Raw genomic sequence first — 18,299 nt, 5'->3', positions numbered from 1 at the left:
CACCCCCCACGGAGGGCCCGAATGACTCACACCATCGGACGGCGGCGGGTCGGCGACCGGCGACCGATCAACGGCCCGGCCTCGGCGACCCCGTCGGCCGGGATCCGGGGAGACCTCGGCGTTCTCCACCCCGGATCCGCGCGCGACGGATCCGGGCGCACCACCCCGGCGGTCGACCGCACGGACGACCGGGACGACGGGCCGACCCGCAGGCCCGCGTCCCCGGCCGGCTCCGCGACCGCCGGACGACGCCGAGGCGGCTCGACCGAGCTCCTCGCCGTCATGTCGTTCCCCCCGCGCGCGGCGACCGTCGACCTCGGTGACCGCGCGTGCGACACCACAAGGCCGAGGAGGCCCCATTGAGAACACGCAGCGTCCTTCGTACCGCGGCGACCGCCGCCCTCGGGCTGTCCCTCCTGGTGGGCACCGGAGCCGCGGCGTCCCCCGCGTCGGCGAGCAGCGGCGCCGTACGGGTGCTCAAGTACAACAGCAGCCAGGCCGGTGAGTTCCGGTCGGTCATCGCCCAGGCCGTGCAGATCTGGAACAGCAGCGTGACCAACGTCCAGATCGTCGCGGGATCCCCGGCCGACATCACGTTCTACGTGGACAACGGCTGGCCGCGGGCGATGCCGACGAGTCTGGGCCGCGGCCGGATCTGGATGGGCCGTCAGGCCACCGGCCAGGGCCACAACGCCCTGCGCATCGGAACGCACGAGATCGGCCACATCCTGGGTATGCCCGATCGGCGGACCGGCCTGTGCTCCCAGCTGATGTCGGGCTCCAGCGCGGGTACCTCCTGCACCAACCCCAACCCCAACGCCGCCGAGATCGCCGAGGTCAACCGGTACTTCGCCGGACAGGTGGCGCCGAGCATCGAGTACAACAAGGAGTACGTCAACCGCTGAGCACGCCTGTTCGGGTCAGGCGGAACGCGACCGGCCGGGGCGAGCGCTCGCCCCGGCCGGTCCCGCGTCCGGCTCCCGGAACTGCCGGGCGGACGCCCGATTCGCGCGTGCGGCGCAAGCAGGGCGGACACCGCAGGGAACGTGTACGGCGGATACGGCGGGCGCCGCGTCAGATGGCCGGCCAGGGCACCGCGGGCCAGTCCCCCGAGGGACCGGGGTGCACCCCGGTGTCGAGCAGCCGCCGTACCCGCTCCCACGTGGCGGTGACCTCGCGCAAGGTCAGCAGCTCGCGGAGGCGCCTGCCCAGCGGACCGTCGTCCAGGTCGCGCTCCAGCCGGGCCAGGACCCGGACCGACTCCCGCAGCAGCGGCTTGCCCCGCCACTGCCACAGGACGGTACGGAGTTTGTCCTCCGCGGCGAAGCAGACCCCGTGGTCCACCCCGAAGATGTGCCCGTCCCGCAGGGGCAGCAGATGCCCGCCCTTGCGGTCGGCGTTGTTGACGACGGCGTCGTACACCGCCATGCGCCGCAGCGCGGGGTCGTTGCGGCTGCGCACCAGCGCGACGAGGTCCACCTCCCGGTTGGGTTCCACCCACAGCTGGCACATGCCGGGGCCGTACGGGCCGTCGCGGTAGACGGTGGGCGGGACGATCCGCCAGCCGGTGGCCGCCGACACCTCGTACGCGGCGACCTCCCGGGCGGCCAGGGTGCCGTCGGGGAAATCCCAGAGCGGCCGCTCACCCCGGACCGGTTTGTAGACGCAGGCGGCCGAGCGCCCCTCCAGGGTCACCGTGCAGTAGAGGGTCAGGTTGGACGCCTCGACCAGCCGCCCGGCGACCTCCAAGCGCCCGTTGCCCAGCAGGCGCAGCGCGTCCCCGTCCGTGAGGTACGACTCGGATCCGGAGAAGTCTCCGGTGCTCACATCACCTCCGCCCCCGGCGGCTGATCGCCCCGAGCGGGGCCGTCCGGCCGTCATCAGTCACCTCACGCCCCCCGGCTGCCGTTCTGCCGGGGACACACGTGCCCGTCCGGGTCGATGGGGAGGTTGCACAGCGGGCAGGCCGGCCGCCCCGAGGAGACCAGGTCCAGCGCGCGCTTGCTGAACGCGCGGGCCGCCGCGGGGGTGATCCGCACCCGCAGCACCGTCGGGTCCTCGACCCCGGCGCCGAGCAGCCCACCGGCCTCCTCCTCCCCCATCGCCTGCGCTTCGATGATGACCAGTTCGCTGTCCGGATCCCAGGCGAGCGCCATCGTGCCGACCCGGAAATCCTCCATGATCGGCTGGTCGAGCGGGGCCTCGTCGGCCAGGTCGGGCGGGGCGACGGCGGGCACGGGCGCGATGCCCCCGCTCCGCCTCAGCACCTCGTCCAGGAGCTCGTCCAACCGGTCGGCGAGCACCGCCACCTGGAACTTCTCCAGCGACACGGTGGTGAGCCGACCCTCCGCACGCGCCTGGAGAAAGAAGGCGCGTGAACCCGGCTGCCCGACGGCACCGGCCACGAACCGCTCGGGTGGGTCGTAGTCGAAGACCGGCATGTCTCGACCTTATATCCCGGGCCCGGGAGTTCCACCGCCCCCGCCGACCGGAGCGTCGCCGCCGGGGCTGTTTTCTTCATCCGGCCGCCCTGGAAACCCTCTACCGGTGTCGTTGAGACGCAGGAGAAAGGGCCGCAGTGGTGTATAGCGGATCACCGTGATCGAGGCGGGGTCGACCGCGATCCGCTGAAACTGATCGAGATGGAGGCCGAGCGCGTCCGCGACGATCGCCTTGACCACGTCACCGTGGCTGCACACCAGATAGACGCCCCGTTCGCCCACCCGCGCGTTCCAGTCCCGTACGGCGGAGACCGCGCGGTGCTGCACGCCGGCGAGGGACTCCCCGCCGGGGAAGACCGCCGCGCTGGGGTGGGCCTGCACGACCCGCCACAGCGGCTCCTCGGCGAGGTCCCGCAGCGAGCGCCCCGTCCACTCCCCGTACCCGCACTCCTGGAACCGCTCGTCCACGACGACGTCGAGCCCTTCCCGGCCGGCGGCGACCGGCCGGACGGTCTCCAGGCAGCGGTCGAGCGGGCTGCTGACGATCGCGTCCAGGGTGACCTGCGCCAGCCGTACCGACAGCGCGTGCGCCTGCTCCGCGCCGCGCTCGTCCAGGTGGACCCCGGGAGTCCGGCCGGCGAGGAGCGGCCCGGTCATCGGGGTGAGCCCGTGGCGGACGAGGAAGAGCGTCGTCATGGGCGCCTTTCTCTTCGGTGGCCGACGCCGTGCGGCGGTCGCGCCGAGGCCGGGCGGGGTGGCCGGGCGCGGGACGGACCGGTCGAACGGAAGGCCAGCCTAGTCTCCACCGGATCCGACCCGGCGGGTAACCTGGTCCGATCATGCATGAGCGACTTCTCGGACGGAGCGGGCTGTCCGTCTCACGCCTTGGCCTCGGCACGATGACGTGGGGCCGCGACACCGACGCCGAGGAGGCCGCGAGTCAGCTCACGGCCTTCACCGAGGCCGGTGGGACCTTGATCGACACCGCCGACGTGTACACCGCGGGCGACAGCGAGCGGCTCCTGGGCCGGCTCATCCGCGGGATCGTCCCCCGTTCCGACCTGGTCGTCTCCACCAAGGCGGCGCTCAACCCGGACGGTCCCCGGAGCCGCGACGCCTCCCGGCGACATCTGCTGGCGGCGCTGGACGCCTCCCTGGAGCGGCTCGGCCTCGACTACGTGGACCTGTGGCAGCTGCACGCCTGGGACGAGGACGTCCCGCTGGAGGAGTCCCTGGCCGCGGTCGACGCGGCCGTGGCCTCCGGGCGGGCGCTCTACGCCGGGGTCTGCAACTACTCCGCCTGGCAGCTCGCGTGCGCGTCCACCTGGCAGCGCGGCGACGCGTGCCGGGTGCCGATCGTGAGCAGCCAGGTCGAGTACTCCCTGCTCGCGCGGGGGGTGGAGCGGGACATGCTCCCCGCGGCCGAGCACCTGGGCGTCGGGCTGATCGCCTGGTCCCCGCTGGGCCGGGGCGTGCTCACCGGCAAGTACCGGAACGGGATCCCGGCCGACTCGCGGGCGGCCGCGCCGCACTTCGCGGAGTTCGTCCGCCCTTATCTGGACGACCGGTGCCGCCGCATCGTGGAGTCGGTCTCCACGGCCGCCGACGGGCTCGGCGTATCGCCGCTCTCGGTGGCCCTGGCCTGGGTCCGGGATCAGCCCGGGGTGGCCTCGGCCGTCGTCGGTGCCCGCACGGCCGCGCAACTCGCCGACGCGCTCAGCGCGGAGGAGCTCACCCTCCCCCACGAGATCCGGGAGGCGCTCGACGACGTCTCCACCGACGACGAGTAATCGAGAGCCCGACTCGCGTATCACGCTCCCATACCGAAACCCTTCTTTCTCCCTGAAAGCTGAGAACGACCATAAAAGTGGATGATGACCACTGACGGCCAGGGGGGTTTGTGATGGTCGGCAATCCACGACGCGTTCTGGCGATCTCAGCGGGCGCGCTCGTCATCACCATGGCGGCACCCGCTCTCCCGGGGACCGCCGCGCACGCGGCCGAGTGCACCGGCCTCGGCGGGATCCTCGGTGTCCTCGAGGACCTCACCTCGGGACTGTGCGAGGTGACGGACGAGGTCACCGGCGCCGTGACCGGGGCGATCGAGGGCCTCACCCCCAACCGGACCGGGCCGGCCGGAAAAGACCCCGGCGAGACCGCCGGCGAAACCGTCGAGAGCGGACGGGACACCGCCGAGGAGACCGCCGCCGACCTGACCGCGCCGCCGGAACCGTCGGCGCCGCCCCGGGGGAACGGCCCGTCCCGCGAGGAACCGCAGACGCTCCCGGCCGACCCCTGCCTCACGTTGGACCGTTGCGACCGGCCGGAGGTCGTCGCCGACCTGGACATCCTCGGGCACCTCGCCCCGGACGACGTCCCCGGCCCGGGCGACGAGGCCGCCGTCCGGCCCCGGCCACCCGTCCGCGCGGCACGGTCGACGCAGCGGATCCCGGAGGAGCCCCGGGAAGGCGACCGCGCGGACCCGCACAACCCGCGCCTGCCCCTGCTCTGGCCGGTCCCGCACCACCTGCCCGAATTCGGCGGCCCCGTCGTCAAAAGCGGGAAACCCGAGCCCTACGACCTGGTCGGCACCCTGCTCACCGCCGCGCTGCTCCTCTCCGCGGTGCTGGTCGCCCGGCTCACCGCGACCCGCAGGCGGGAACGGCCGGGATCCATCCCCCTCGAACCCGCCCCCGCCAAGAACCGCTGCGCCAAGAACCGGGTGCCCAACCGCCACCACAGGCTCGCCTGATCGCACGTCGCCGGCGGCCGAAGCGGTCCGGGTGGTGGGCAGGTGGCCCGTCGGCCACCCGGGTGAGAACGACTCCGGTACGGCGTGACTCGGCGCAGGGGAAAGCCGCCTCGCACGGGTGAACCGCCTCGTGCCGGTAGGCCGACCGGCGTATCGCGCTGTTCGAGACCCGCGGCCGACCAACGGCTCGTTTCACGACGAACGGCGTGATGGCCGGGCCGCTCAAGGAAGACCGGCGGCGTGTCGCCCCCCCGACCTCGTTCCCGACGATCTACGGGAACGCATAGCCCCGCTGCCACCTCTTCGCCGACACCGCCCGGGGCGCAGCAGGCCGTACCGGCCGTCGTGGCCGTTCTCGACCGAGGTGGGGGGCGTCGCGATCACCCCGCGTCGAACACGATCGTCTCACCGTCCGCCGGGATGTCGACGTCGACACCGGCGCTCCGTACCGCGGCGGCCAGCGCCTTGCGCGTCAGCACGCAGTGGTTGAGCGCTTCCATGTGGACCGCGACCACGCGTCCGGAAGCGTGGCGGGCGACGGCGATGACGTCGGCGGCGTCCATGGTGATCGGGTCGCCTTCAAGCATCCGCGCCTCACCCGCGTTGACCACCACGACCGTCGGCACATGATCGTTGAGGACGTGGCGGACCTCGTCGCACCAGACCGTGTCGCCGGCGACGTAGACGCCGTGTTCCTCAGCACGCAGGACGAACCCGGAGACCGGTGCCATCAGGTCGGCGAGCTCTCCCGTGCCGTGGCGTCCGCCGGTCCGGGTCAGCTCGATCCCTTCCCACACCGTGGTGTCGTGGACGGATCGCACGTCTTTGAAACCGAGATCGCGGAGCGGGGCCTCGTCCAGAGGCTGGCAGAAGACGGTGACACCCCGTGCCAGGAGGGCGTCGATGGCGGTGCCGTCGAGGTGATCGACGTGGCGATGGGTGATCACGGCCGCGTCGGCCCGGCTCACGATGCCGGCCGCGTCCTCCGGCAGCGGGACGAGCGGGTAACGCTGCGGGTTGAACGTGCCGGGCACGGGCGGCTGGGCTTCGAGGTCGTCGAGCATCGGGTCGACCAGCAGGGTTCGGCCGGCGATCTCGATGAGCAGTGTCGCGTGGCGGACGAGGGTCAGACGAAGCATGGGGGGAGCCTCCACATGGTGGTTGATTGTCAGGGACGGTTCAGGTCAGGACGCGCACGAGGTGTTCCGCGAGGGCGACGACCGGCAGGTTGGTGGTGGCTCGCGGGATCACCGGGATGACGGAGGCGTCGACGACCCAGAGGTTGTCACTTCCGTGAACCCGCCCTGTGGTGTCGACGACGGCACCCGCGGCCGGGTCCGGGCCGATCGCACAGGTGCCCACCGGGTGCCAGTAGTGGGCGGATGCCGCACGCAGCCCGGCGTCGTCTGTGCTCGGGCCTGCGCTGAACTCGTCCAGAGGCCGGCCGAGCAGCGGGGCCAGTGCCGGTGAGGCCACCAGTCGCCGGTAGATGTCGACGCCGTCCCGGAGCGCCGCCAGGTCGGCGCCTTCCGGATCCGTCAGATAGCGGTGGTCGATGACGGGCTTGGCCTGCGGGTCGGCCGACACCAGCCGCAGAGCGCCCCGTGACCGAGGGGTGAGGCACGCGACCGGGAAGACGCAGGTCCAGCCGTCGGGCTCGCTGCTGGTCCAGGGGAGCAGGTGCAGGTCGTAGGGTGCGCTGCCGCTGCCCGAGCGTGCTTTGCCGATCACCTGCTCATCCGGGACGGCCCGGGTGCGCCCGTAGTCGGTGAGCTGCCGGACAAGTCGGTCGCCTGCGGCGAACCGCAGTTCGACGGTGGGGTGATCGTGCAGGTTGCGCCCGACCCCGGGTAGGTCGAGGCGGGGTGCTATGCCCAGAGCCTTGAGATCGTCGGCTGGACCGATGCCGCTGCGCAGCAGCATTTCGGGACTGCCGTAGGCGCCGCCGCACAGGATGAAGCGGTCGGCTTCCAGGATGACCTGCTCGCCGCCGCGCCGTAGCCGCGCGCGCCGGACCACCGGGCCGTCGAGCTCGAGGCGGTCGACCAGCGCGTGGTCGACCACGCGCAGCCGGGGCTCGCTTCGCACGGGATCGAGGAAGGCGAAGGCGCTGTTCCAGCGGACGCCGTCGGGGTTGTTGACCGGCGAGGGGCCACAGCCGACGCCTCCGTGGAGATCGTCCAGGTCATCCGTGCGCGGGATCTCGGAGAGGATCATGGCCTCCATCGCGGCGGCCTGAAACGGGGTGAGCTCGTCGTCGGTGTACCGCCGGACACGAAGCCTGGCCGCACTGTCCGCCATCAGCGACGTGAGTTGTGCGTCGCTCCACGACAGACCCCACCGGTGATAGTCGGCTCCGTATCCGACCGTCTGCGAGCAGCCGTTGTGAGACGAGCAACCGCCGATGACGCGGGCCCGCTCCAGCGGCAGCGGGCGCCGGAGGGAAAGGCCGGCGTCCTGGTAACCCCAGTCGTGGGTGTCGGGCAGTGTGGCGCTGTCGAGGAGTTCCGGGGGCCAGCGTCCGCCGTCGAACGGCCCGTAGTCAGGTCCCGCCTCGACGACGACCACCGACAACGAGGTGGTCTCGACCAGGCGGGCGGCGACGACCGCACCCGCGGTTCCGCCACCGAGGATCGCGACGTCGGCGCGGATTCGCGGGTTCATCGCGTCATGCGTGCTCTGCATGGGTTGAGTTTAATCGAACGGTCGATAAACTCAATGCCTGGATGCCGATTGAGAGGGCAGGTACAGAACGTGGACGTCGCCATCGTGATCTATGAGGGGTTCACCGCGCTTGACGCCACCGGGCCGTTCGAGGTGTTGAGCCGGCTGCCCGACGTCCGGGTGCGCTTCGTCGCCTCAACCCCGGGACTCACCGCCGCGGACCAGCCGGGCTTCGGGCTCGTGGCCGAGCCGCTGGAGAGCATGGAGCGGCCGGACGTCGTGGTGGTCGCGGGCGGGAGCACCACGCAGCACCATCTGCGCGACGAGGAGCTGCTGGCCTGGCTGCGCCGGGTGTATGAGACGAGCACGTGGACGACGTCGGTGTGCACCGGGTCGCTGCTGCTCGGCGCCGCGGGCCTGCTCCGAGGGCGCCGGGCCACGAGCCACTGGTACGAGCTCGAGAGCGTGCGGTGCTTCGGCGCCGAGCCGACGTCTCGTCGCGTGGTCGAGGACGGCAAGATCATCACGGCGGCGGGGGTGTCCTCCGGCATCGACATGGCGTTGCTCGTCTGCGACCGGCTGCAGGGCCCCGCTTACGCGCAGGCGGTGCAACTGGGAATCGAGTACGACCCGCAGCCCCCGCACGACGCGGGTTCGGTGGACAAGGCTCCGCCGGAGGTGTTCCGTTCCATGCAGCAGATGATGGAGAAGTACTACGGTCCTTCGTGGGCCGTGCGGAGGTCTCAGGCCTCGGACGCGGATTTCTCATAGGCCCTGAGGACGACCGTGGGGCCCTGCCGCCCGGGGCCGGTCGTGGACCGGTCCGGCGGACGAGCCAGGGCCCCGCCTTCAGCCGATGAGCGACTCGCTCGCCGAGGGACGGTACGGCGCCGTTCGCGCCACGCTCACGCCGTACGCGTCGGCGAGGTGCGAGCGGAGACCTGCCCGTGCGGTTCCGCGGCATGTTCAGGCCGCCAGGCGAAATGGCACATGACCCGCTGCGCGTTCCGCCGCGCCTCCGGCGGGTTCGATTCACCGCACAGCGCCGTCGCCTCCGGGCAGCGTGGGTGGAAGCGGCAGCCGGACGGGATATGGAGCGGGCTGGGCGGCTCACCGCGCACCGCGACGCCGGGGTGCCGCCGGCCACGCGACGGAACCGCGTCGAGCAGCACACGGGTGTACGGGTGGCCCGGCTGGGCGAAGACCTCCGAGACGGGGCCCTCCTCCACGACGGATCCCAGGTACATGACGGCGACCCGGTCGCAGAGCCCCCGGACGACCGCGAGGTCGTGGGAGATGAAGAGCACCGTCAGCCCGAGCCGGTCGCGCAGGTCGCGCAACAGGTTGAGCACGGCACCCGCCACCGACGCGTCGAGCGCGGCGACGGCTTCGTCGGCGACCAGCACCTCCGGCTCGACGGCCAGCGCGCGTGCGATCGCCACCCGCTGGCGTTGACCGCCGGACAGCTCGCGCGGCAGCGCGGGCAGCTGCCGCCTCCCCAGCCCCACCATCTCCAGCAGCTCCAGCGCCCGGCCCTCGATCCCCTCGGCCGGGACGAGGCGATGCCTGCGCAGCGGCTCCGCCAGCGTCTGCAGCACGGTACGCCGCGGGTTGAGCGAGGAGCCCGGATCCTGGTAGATCATCTGAACGCGGCGGCGCATCTCGGGGGGACGCCGCGACGGCACGGGAACACCGTCGAGCAGGACCCGTCCGGCGGACGGCGAGGCGAGGCCGACGACGACGCGTGCCAGCGTCGACTTGCCGCACCCGCTCTCGCCGACCAGGCCCAGAATCTCGCCGCGACCCAGGTGCAGATCGACCGCGTCGACCGCGCGTACGCGCCGCCGGCGGAAGAAGCCGACGCGCACCGGGTACTCCGCGACGAGCCCCTCCACCTCGATGACCCGCCTGCTCATGTGGCCTCCAAACCGCTCGCGAGTGTGCCGCTGTGGACACAGGCCGATCGATGTCCGGCCCCGCGGCCGTCGATGCCGTTGACGACGCCCTCACACGCCGTGTCCCGATGCCCGCAGCGGTCGAGGAAGCGGCAGGCCGAACCGTAGTCGATCGGAGCGGGCGGGGAACCCGGCACCGATCGGAAAGGGCCGACCGGCCCGTCGAGCGACGGGACCGCGTCGATCAGCGCGCGGGCGTACGGGTGCCGGGGACGGTCGAGCACGTCCGACACCGGGCCTATCTCGATGATCTGTCCGGCGTACATGACCGCGACCACGTCGGCGATCTGGCGTATCACCGCGATGTCATGGCTGACGAAGACCATGCCCAGTCCCCGCTCGGCGCGAGCGGTGTCGAGCAGGCGCAGGATCTGCGCCTGCAGCGTCACGTCCAAAGCCGTGGTCGGCTCGTCGCACAGCAGGACGCGCGGGTCGGTGGCGAGCGCGAGCGCGATCGCCACCCGCTGGCGCATGCCGCCGCTCAGTTCGTGCGGGTAGGCGTTGAAGCGCAGCTTGGGGTCGGGGACTCCGACCGACGCCAGCAGCTCCACGGCCCGCCGTCGCGCGTCGGAACGCGAGGTTCCACCGCGACGACGTACCGTTTCGGCGATGAAGGTCCCCACGCGCATCGTCGGGTCGAGCGACGCGTGCGAGTCCTGGAAGACCATCGCCAGCCCACGGCCGGCGACCTGATCGGCTTGGACGTCGGACGGCGCGGCCCCCGGCTGGAGACTCAACCGGATCCTCCCGCCGGTGCGTTCGATCCCCGGGGGCAGCAACCCCATCACGGCGCGCAGCGTGAGCGACTTCCCGCACCCCGACTCGCCGACGATGCCGAGGCACTGGGAGGCTCCGACCGCGAAGGAGACGCCGTCGAGCACGGTCGGCGCCGTGTCCTGCCGACGGATCGCCACACGCAGCCCGTCCACTTCCAGAAGCGGATGCGATGTCATCTGCCCACCTCTCCGCGACCGCTCAACCGGTCGCCGAGCGCCGCGACGCTTGAGCCGAGGATCACGATCGTGACGCCGGGGAAGGCCGCCAGCCACCAGTGGCTGCGGAGGTACAGCTGAGCCTCGGAAACCATCGCGCCGAGCTCCGGCGTGCCCGCCTTGACGCCGAGCCCGAAGAACGACAGGACCGCGATGCCCTGGAGCGCCATCCCCATGTCGGTGGCGAGATAGACGAAGGACTGGCGCAGTGAGTTCGGCAGCACGTGCTTGAACAGCACCGCGGTACGTGACAGGCCGAGCAGGTAGCCCGCGGAGACGTACTCCTGCTCCCGTACCCGGCGGACCTCCGTTCGGATGAGCCGCGCGTACACCACCCAGCCGAGCACGCTGAACGCGACGAGCAGCGACGACGTACCCGGCCCGAGCACGAACACCAGGGCGATCAGCAGCACATAGACGGGAAGTGCCTGAAAGATGTCGGCCACCCAGCGCAGCGCCGCGTCCAGCACGCCGCCATAGTAGGCGGCCACGGCGCCGATCAGCGTTCCGATCAGCATCGGCAGCCCGGCGGCGAACACCATCAGCATCAGGTCGGTGCGGAGCGCGAACAGCAGGCGTGACAGGACGTCCCTGCCGAGCGCGTCGGTGCCGAGGAGGTGGTCGGCGCCAGGGGGCTGAAGCTGGTCGAGCGTCAGTTGCCCCGGGTCGGCCGGCGCGAGCAGCGGTGCGAAGACCGCGGCCAGGATCGTGAGAGCCAGCAGCCACGCGGCCGCCGAGCGTGTCCAGAGCCTCGCACGCGAGGCACGCGGCTTCACGACGACGTCGGGGCCGGAGGCCGGGGGGGATACGGTCATCGCCATGTCGTCCTCGGATCGAGCAGTGCGACCGCCAGGTCGGCGAGCAGGTTGATCGCGATGATGGCCAACCCGAAGATCAGCGTGAGGGCCTGAACCACCGGGAAGTCACGCTGGCTTGCGGCGGTGATCATCTCCGCTCCCAGCCCCGGCAGGCCGAACGTCTGTTCGACGATGACGGCTCCGAACAGCAGCGCGGCGGCCTGGATCGCCAGGAGGGTGATGGCCGGCGGCAGGGCGTTGCGCAGCAGATGCCGACGCACCAACGGCCATCCGGAGACGCCCAGCGAACGGGCGGTCGTCACGTGATCCGCGGTGAGCACCTGACTCAGGCTCGCGGCGGCACTCCGCGCCAACAGGGGCATCGCCGCCAGGCCGATCGTCAGCGAAGGCAGGATCATCGAGCGGACCCGGTCCCCGAAATCGACCCCGAAACCTCCCACGGGCAGCCATCCCGTGCCGAGTGCCAGCACCGATGCCAGCATCAGGCCTACCCAGAACGGAGGGCAGTTGATGATGATCGTGAGTGCGCGCGAGCACATCCGCGCGCTCCGCGATCGGGGGCGGAGCGCCATCAGCAGCGCGGCGGGCGTTGCCAGCAACGTGCTGACGAGGAGGCCGCCGAAGAGCAGCCACACCGTCACACCGATCCGGTCACCCACGATTGCGGTGATCGGGATCCCGGTGCGGTTCGATGTTCCCAGGTCGCCCTGCAGCAGATTCCAGACGTGTCTTCCGAACTGTTCGAAGACCGGGCGGTCGAGACCGAGCTCATGGCGAACCTGCACCACCTGCTCGGCGGTCGCCCGCGGCCCGGCGATGACCCGTGCGGGATCGCCGGGCATCATCTGCTGGAGCAGCACGACGATGAGCAGAAGCGCGGCCAGCACGGGAAGCACCTGAGCCAGCCTGCCTACCACGAAGCGCAGTCGTCCGGCGGACATGACTGCGTGCTCACCCCGCCCAGAGCAGGTGGGCCGGGTAGGACAGGAACGGCGTGACCTGCAGCCCCTTGACCTTCGACGAGACGGCGAAGAGCCGGTCGGGGAAGGCGATCGGGATGTAGGGCAGATTGTCGTGGATCCAGGTCTCGGCGACGCGCACGGCCTCCGCCCGATCGTCGTCCGTCTGTGCCACCTCCAGGCGCTCGAAGGCATCCGAGATGGTCTTCATCGGCAGTCCGGAGTACAGCCCGCCGGTGGCGACGATGAGGCCGAAGATGTCGCCGACCGTCGGCGACACGCTGCTGACCTCACCCAGCGAGAGGTTGTAGTTCCCCTTCATCTGCCGGTCCACGAGCACCTGGACCTCGAGCTTCTGCAGGTCGGCGTCGATGCCGACGGCGCGCAGCTGCGACGCGACGACCTCTCCCGCCCGGGTGGAGAACGGCGTCGTCGCGTCGACGACCAGTTCGACCTTCGTTCCCGGCTTGTAGGAGGACTTCGCGAGCTCCGCCTTCGCCTTCTCCACACCGGTGTCGTAGACGCAGCCACAACCGACCGAGCCCTGGACGCGCGGCGGGAGCCCGCCGGTGGCGGGGACGGCCAGCCCGCCGAAGACCGCCTGAATGTACTGGGCGCGGTCGATCGCCAGGCTGACCGCACGCCGGAAGTGGATGTCGTTCCCAGGAGCCTTGCCGGCGTTGACGAAGACCCCGTGAATCGTCGCGGACGGATGGACGGGCACGCGCTCGTCCTGGGGGATCTGACCGGCGAGATCGAGCGGAACCCCCTCGATCATGTCGGCCTGACGGCTCTGGTAGCGGAGCATCTGCTGGTTGGGGTCGGTCACCACGTCGTAGGTGAGGCGGTCCAGGTAGGGCCGTTCGGCATCGTAGTAGCGCGGGTTGCGGTCGAGCACGAGCTGCTGGCCCGGCTTGTACGAGGCCACCGTGAACGGCCCGGCGCCGATCGGCTTGGTGAAGAACTCCTTGCGGTCCATCCCGCCGAAGTCCTTCGGCACGACGATCGAGGAGCCGTTGCTGAGCCAGGTGAGCGTGAACGTGCTCGCCTTGTTCATTTTGACGACGAGCGTTCGCGGGTCCGGTGTCTCGGTGCCGGTGATGGCCGCGTAAAGGGAGCCGAGGGAGAGGCCCTTACGCCAGAGATCGACCGAGAACGCGGCATCCGCCGACGTCAGAGGTTGTCCGTTGCTGAAGGTCAGCCCGGGACGCAGCGTGAAGGTGACGGTCTTCGCCTTGGCGTCCAGTTTCCAGCTCTCCGCGAGACCCGGCTCGATCGACTTGCCGTCCGTCCCGGGGCGCAGGAGGCCCTCCATGACCTGAGGCAGGGTCTCGAACGTCGAGAGCTGGATCGCCTTGTCCGGATCCCAGCCGTCGATGTCGGACGCGCGCAGGATCGTGAGACTCCCACCGCGTTTCGGCGTTCCGGTGTCGCGTGACACCTCGCCTTCGGCCGAACCGCTGCCACCGCCCTTGTCACCGCCGCCGCCGCAGCCTGCGACGAGCAAGGTCAGTGTCAGCAGGACGCACCCGACGGACTTGATTCCCATCATCGGAAAATCACCAGTTTTCAAACGATCGATAAAGCATTTAGGCGTGTCGCGCTCGGGGGCTGAGCGCGACGCCTGGGGGGTACCGGCCTGCCGGTCGACGTGCGAACAGGGTCGCCTATCGGGCTGAAGTGCTTAACGCAGGTTGGCCATCACGTGCTTGACGTGCGTGTAGTCCTCGAGGGAGTAGGCCGAGAGGTCCTTGCCGTAGCCGGACTGCTTGTACCCGCCGTGCGGCATCTCGGACGCGAGCGGGAAGTGGTCGTTGATCCACACGCAGCCGAAGCGCAGCGCCTTCGACAGGCGCAGGGCGCGGCCGATGTCACGGGTCCAGACCGAGGAGGCCAGGCCGTAGGGTGTGTCGTTGGCCCACGTGATCGCCTCGTCCTCGTCGCCGAAGCGCTGCACGGTGATGACCGGGCCGAAGACCTCCGTCTGGATCAGCTCGTCGTCCTGCCGGAGGCCGGCGATGAGGGTCGGTTCGTAGAAGAAACCCGGGCCGTCCACGGTACGGCCGCCCGTGACGACCTCCGCGTGGCCGGGACGTCGCCCGACGAAGCCGTCGACCCGTTCCCGCTGACGCAGGCTGTTGACCGGGCCGAGCGTCGTGTCCGGCGAGCGCATGTCTCCCATCACCAGCTCTTTCGCCTTCTCGGCCAAGCCGGCGACGAGGTCGTCGTAGACCCTGGAGGAGGCGAGCACGCGGGTGGCCGCGGTGCAGTCCTGGCCGGCGTTGTAGTAGCCGGAGGCGGAGATCGTCTCGATCACGGCGTCGACGTCGGCGTCGTCGAAGACCACGACCGGCGCCTTCCCGCCGAGTTCGAGATGAACCCGCTTGAGCGTCCGAGCCGCGTGCTCGGCGACCCACTTGCCGGTGTCGACGGACCCGGTGAGCGAGACCAGTTCGACGTCGGGGTGCTCGACGAGCCGGGCACCCGGCTCGTTTCCGCCGACGACGACGTTGAAGACCCCCTTGGGGAAGATGTCCGCGGCGAGTTCGGCGATCATGACCGTGGTGACCGGGGTCGTCGGCGCGGGCTTGAGCACCGTCGTGCACCCCGCGGCCAGCGCCGGGCCGAGCTTCCAGACGGCCATCATCATCGGATAGTTCCACGGTGTGATCTGCCCGACTACGCCCACCGGCTCCCGGCGGATCATCGAGGTGTAGCCCGCCACGTACTCGCCGGCGGCCTTGCCCTCCAGGTTACGGGCCGCACCGGCGAAGAACCGCAGGTTGTCGACCATTCCGCCGATCTCATCGCGCTTCACCACATGCAGGGGTTTGCCGGCGTTGGCGGACTCCAGCTCGGCGAGTTCGTCACCGTGCTCCTCGAGCGCGTCGGCGAGCTTGAGCAGCGCGAGCGACCGTGCTCCGGGCGTCGTGTCGGCCCAGGCGGGGAACGCGGCCTTGGCCGCGGCCACCGCCCGGTCGACGTCTTCGGCATTCGATAGCGGTGCGTGCGCGATCGTCTCACCCGTCGCGGGATTGAGCACGGGTGCCGACTCGCCGTTGAGCGGATCGGTGAACTCTCCGTCGATGAAGTTCCGCAGGACTCGCTTGTCAGTCAACTCTGTCTCCTGGTCGCCATGTACGTTGTGGGGTCGTCGCTCGCGCTCATGGTCACGGTCGCCTGACCCGGTGTCTTCCGGCACGATGTCCCGTTCCTCACCGGCCGGTCCGCTCGCTCGCCGATTCGCCGGGGGAGACGGCCGCGGCGGCGCGCCGGCGCAGCTCGACCTTGTCGATCTTGCCGATCGGCAGCTTCGGCAGGTCCCGCTCCAGCCGGAACACCTTCGGCACCTTGTAGTTGGCCAACCGTGATCGGGCGAACCGCTGGAGTTCGTCCGAGGTGACCGACGAGTTCGACACGATGAAGGCGTGCCCGACCTCACCCCAGCGCTCGTCGGGCACGCCGACGACGGCCGCGAGCGCGACGGCCGGATGCTCTTCGAGCGCGGCCTCGATCTCGCGCGGGTAGACGTTGTAGCCGCCCGACTTGAACATCTCCTTGAGCCGGCCGACGAGACGGATATGACCGCCCGGCTCCTCCTGGGCCAGATCGCCGGTGTGCAGCCAGCCGTCCTCGTCGATCGCCTCGCGTGTCGCCCCCGGGTTGCGGAAGTACCCGCGCGTGATGAAGTCGCCCCGGATGAGAAGCTCCCCGGCCTCGCCCGGAACGGCGGTCGCACCATCGGAGCGCCGCAGCGCAACCTCGTAGTGCGGATCCACCCGTCCGACACTCCAGGCCAGTACGTCGAGCGGGTCGCCCGGGTCGGTGTAGGTCACCGACCCGGTCGATTCGGTGAGGCTGTAGCTGGTGCCCAGCCGCGCGCCCGTCTTCGCCAGCGTGGACAGCAGGCTCAGCGGCGCGGCGGCTCCGCCCCACAGGATGTACTCCAGCGAGCTCAGGTCGCACTGCGACCACTCAGGTGTCCGCACCGCGGCCAGGAGCTGCGTCGGAATGCAGTACAGGTGGGTCAGACGCTCCCGTTCCACGGTGCGCAGCGCTCCGGCGGCGTCGAAACGTTCCATGAAGACCACGGTGCCGCCGGCCGTGAGGACCGAGGTGCAGATGTCGCCGAGCCCGCCGATGTGGTTGAGCGGGAGATCGCACAACTTGCGAGGTGCGTCGCCGTACCATCGCCCGGCCTGCACGACACCGCAGTACGCCAGCCCCGTGTGCGGCACGAGGGCGCCCTTCGGCTTGCCGGTGCTGCCCGACGTGTAGATCATGGCCGCCGGATCCAGTGGCCGGACCTGCGCGCGGGCGCTCGCCAGGCGGTCGCCTCGATCCTCGGGTGTGACGTCGACGAACGTCTGGTAGGCGGTCGACAGACCGGCCACCTCGCGGTCCCGCGTGACCACCCGCATCGACCCGAGGTCGCGCAACCGGCTCAGTGTCTCGGGCTGCGCCGGGTCGTCGGCGTCGAGCATGCCGAACAGCAGCTTCGGCTCGCTGTCGGCGACGACGTGGGCGAGCTCGGCGACGGTGTACTTCGGGTTCAGGCCCACCCACACGCCGCCGATGGCGGCCGTGGCGAGGAAGACCACATAGCATTCCGGCTGCGGATGGCCCAGCAGCGCCACCCGGTCGCCCCGCCGCACGCCGGCGGCGAGCAGCGCGGCCGCGCACCGGTCGACGTCGTCGCGCAGCCGCTCGTAGGTCCACCGGCCGGTATCACCGACCAGGGCCTCCGACGTCGGGCGACGGGTGGCCCAGTGGTCGACGTAGTCGGTGATCCGGCTCAGACGGGGCACGCTCATGCCATGATCGCCTCTCGGCCCGCGGACAGCAGCCTGGAAGCGTTCCCGCAGAACAGCGCTTCGAGCGTCTCGGGGCGAAGGCCCAGTTCACGCCACTCGTCCAGCGCCCGCCGATGGGGGAACACGGGCCAGTCCGTGGCGAACAGCACCTGGTCGCGGAGCACCCGGTCCATGAAACGCAGCATCATCTCCCAGCCCGACCCGGGCACGCCGAGATACTTGGGGGCCAGGCCGCCGAAGTCGATCAGAACGTTCGGGTGGCGGCGCGCGACGGACACGATCTCCGGAACCCAGGGCCACGCGCCATGACAGGCGATGAGCGTCGCCTCGGGGAAGTCGCACGCGACCTGGTCCAGGCGGACGGGACGCTCGGACTCGATCGGATGGCGGCGCGAGTAGTTGACCCCGGTGTGTACCGCGATCGCCAGCCCCAGCTCGGTCGCCTTGGCGTAGATCGGGTACAACTGCCGGTCGTCGATCGCATGACCGAAGAACGACGGCTGGACGTTGATCCCGTGCAACCCGAGCGCGGCCACGCGTTCGATCTGACGCACCGCCCGCATGATGTTCACCGGTTCGAGCGTCACGGTCCCAAAGCCCGAGAAGCGATCGGGGCGCCGGGTGACCTGCTCGGCGACCTCCTCGTTGAGGGCGTCGGCGTAGTCCCCGTGCTCGTACTCGGCGTGCAGTACGGCGTGCGACACACCGGTCGCGTCCATCTCCGTGAGGAGTTCGTCCGTGCCCTTGTGCCAGCCGCTCCCGATGTCGAGAACCGCCTCGTACTGCGTGTACACGTCCCCTGCGTCGGAGATCTGCGGCCGTGCGGCACTGGGCACGCGCACCCGGAAGTCGATCACCGTTGAGGGTGCCACGGGGGGCAGGGACATGTTTTCTTCCTCCGTTG

At 70.7% G+C, this 18,299-nt stretch carries 18 protein-coding genes; 5 read left to right on the top strand and 13 right to left on the bottom strand.

The window, feature by feature from the left end:
- The first annotated feature begins 21 nt into the window (after positions 1-21).
- Positions 22-363: a hypothetical protein gene (locus RUR_RS08555; RefSeq protein WP_283134399.1), complete on the top strand. Its 342-nt coding sequence runs from the start codon at positions 22-24 to the stop codon at positions 361-363.
- Positions 360-905 carry a snapalysin family zinc-dependent metalloprotease gene (locus tag RUR_RS08550; protein ID WP_283134398.1) on the top strand — a complete coding sequence of 182 codons (546 nt, stop codon included), beginning with the start codon at positions 360-362 and terminating at the stop codon, positions 903-905. Before RUR_RS08555 ends, RUR_RS08550 begins: the two co-directional genes overlap by 4 nt.
- A 169-nt stretch (positions 906-1,074) precedes the next feature.
- Here RUR_RS08550 and RUR_RS08545 read toward each other — a convergent pair whose 3' ends face one another.
- The 3 genes from RUR_RS08545 to RUR_RS08535 are packed head-to-tail and all read right to left on the bottom strand — an operon-like array spanning position 1,075 to position 3,137.
- On the bottom strand, positions 1,075-1,881 hold the full coding sequence (locus RUR_RS08545; protein ID WP_428846983.1) for an SCO1664 family protein: 807 nt from the start codon (positions 1,879-1,881) through the stop codon (positions 1,075-1,077).
- A gap of 8 nt (positions 1,882-1,889) precedes the next feature.
- The gene (locus RUR_RS08540; RefSeq protein WP_283134396.1) at positions 1,890-2,441 is read right to left on the bottom strand and encodes a DUF3090 domain-containing protein; all 552 of its coding nucleotides are present in this window, start codon (positions 2,439-2,441) and stop codon (positions 1,890-1,892) included.
- Positions 2,442-2,450: 9 nt separating this feature from the next.
- The gene (locus RUR_RS08535; protein ID WP_283134395.1) at positions 2,451-3,137 is read right to left on the bottom strand and encodes a histidine phosphatase family protein; all 687 of its coding nucleotides are present in this window, start codon (positions 3,135-3,137) and stop codon (positions 2,451-2,453) included.
- A 143-nt stretch (positions 3,138-3,280) separates the two neighbouring features.
- Here RUR_RS08535 and RUR_RS08530 point away from each other — a divergent pair, with 143 nt between their 5' ends.
- Both RUR_RS08530 and RUR_RS08525 read left to right on the top strand, forming a co-directional pair.
- Positions 3,281-4,231, top strand: coding sequence for an aldo/keto reductase (locus tag RUR_RS08530; RefSeq protein ID WP_283134394.1), 951 nt, complete (start codon positions 3,281-3,283; stop codon positions 4,229-4,231).
- A gap of 113 nt (positions 4,232-4,344) precedes the next feature.
- A complete protein-coding gene (locus tag RUR_RS08525) occupies positions 4,345-5,193 on the top strand; it encodes a hypothetical protein (RefSeq protein ID WP_283134393.1) in 849 nt (282 codons plus the stop codon).
- 380 nt (positions 5,194-5,573) lie between these two features.
- On the opposite strand, the gene RUR_RS08520 is transcribed toward RUR_RS08525, so the two are convergent.
- Positions 5,574-6,332 carry an MBL fold metallo-hydrolase gene (locus RUR_RS08520; RefSeq protein WP_283134392.1) on the bottom strand — a complete coding sequence of 253 codons (759 nt, stop codon included), beginning with the start codon at positions 6,330-6,332 and terminating at the stop codon, positions 5,574-5,576.
- Between the two features lie 40 nt (positions 6,333-6,372).
- Positions 6,373-7,878: a GMC family oxidoreductase gene (locus tag RUR_RS08515; protein ID WP_283134391.1), complete on the bottom strand. Its 1,506-nt coding sequence runs from the start codon at positions 7,876-7,878 to the stop codon at positions 6,373-6,375.
- Between the two features lie 69 nt (positions 7,879-7,947).
- On the opposite strand from RUR_RS08515, the gene RUR_RS08510 reads away from it, so the two are divergent.
- Complete coding sequence (locus RUR_RS08510) at positions 7,948-8,628, top strand: DJ-1/PfpI family protein (RefSeq protein ID WP_283134390.1); 681 nt, start codon at positions 7,948-7,950, stop codon at positions 8,626-8,628.
- A gap of 134 nt (positions 8,629-8,762) precedes the next feature.
- On the opposite strand, the gene RUR_RS08505 is transcribed toward RUR_RS08510, so the two are convergent.
- From RUR_RS08505 to RUR_RS08470, 8 genes are all read right to left on the bottom strand, one after another.
- A complete protein-coding gene (locus RUR_RS08505) occupies positions 8,763-9,773 on the bottom strand; it encodes an oligopeptide/dipeptide ABC transporter ATP-binding protein (protein WP_283134389.1) in 1,011 nt (336 codons plus the stop codon).
- A complete protein-coding gene (locus RUR_RS08500; RefSeq protein ID WP_283134388.1) occupies positions 9,770-10,765 on the bottom strand; it encodes an ABC transporter ATP-binding protein in 996 nt (331 codons plus the stop codon). The genes RUR_RS08505 and RUR_RS08500 overlap by 4 nt, the downstream gene beginning before the upstream one ends.
- The gene (locus tag RUR_RS08495; protein ID WP_283134387.1) at positions 10,762-11,619 is read right to left on the bottom strand and encodes an ABC transporter permease; all 858 of its coding nucleotides are present in this window, start codon (positions 11,617-11,619) and stop codon (positions 10,762-10,764) included. The genes RUR_RS08500 and RUR_RS08495 overlap by 4 nt, the downstream gene beginning before the upstream one ends.
- Positions 11,616-12,563, bottom strand: a complete 948-nt coding sequence (locus tag RUR_RS08490) for an ABC transporter permease (RefSeq protein ID WP_283134386.1) — start codon at positions 12,561-12,563, stop codon at positions 11,616-11,618. Before RUR_RS08490 ends, RUR_RS08495 begins: the two co-directional genes overlap by 4 nt.
- Positions 12,564-12,573: 10 nt before the next feature.
- Positions 12,574-14,130 (bottom strand): ABC transporter substrate-binding protein, encoded by a 1,557-nt coding sequence (locus tag RUR_RS08485; RefSeq protein ID WP_283134385.1) that lies wholly within the window; start codon positions 14,128-14,130, stop codon positions 12,574-12,576.
- 135 nt (positions 14,131-14,265) lie between these two features.
- The gene (locus RUR_RS08480; RefSeq protein WP_283134384.1) at positions 14,266-15,699 is read right to left on the bottom strand and encodes a gamma-aminobutyraldehyde dehydrogenase; all 1,434 of its coding nucleotides are present in this window, start codon (positions 15,697-15,699) and stop codon (positions 14,266-14,268) included.
- Between the two features lie 97 nt (positions 15,700-15,796).
- A complete protein-coding gene (locus tag RUR_RS08475; RefSeq protein ID WP_283134383.1) occupies positions 15,797-17,395 on the bottom strand; it encodes a class I adenylate-forming enzyme family protein in 1,599 nt (532 codons plus the stop codon).
- Positions 17,392-18,282 (bottom strand): amidohydrolase family protein, encoded by an 891-nt coding sequence (locus RUR_RS08470; RefSeq protein ID WP_283134382.1) that lies wholly within the window; start codon positions 18,280-18,282, stop codon positions 17,392-17,394. The genes RUR_RS08475 and RUR_RS08470 overlap by 4 nt, the downstream gene beginning before the upstream one ends.
- Between the last annotated feature and the right edge of the window lie 17 nt (positions 18,283-18,299).

It is taken from the genome of Rhizohabitans arisaemae, from assembly GCF_025996515.1.
GTDB lineage: Bacteria > Actinomycetota > Actinomycetes > Streptosporangiales > Streptosporangiaceae > Rhizohabitans > Rhizohabitans arisaemae.
The sequence above is the reverse complement of the archived record's forward strand: the minus strand, read 5'-3'. Positions and strand labels throughout refer to the sequence as shown.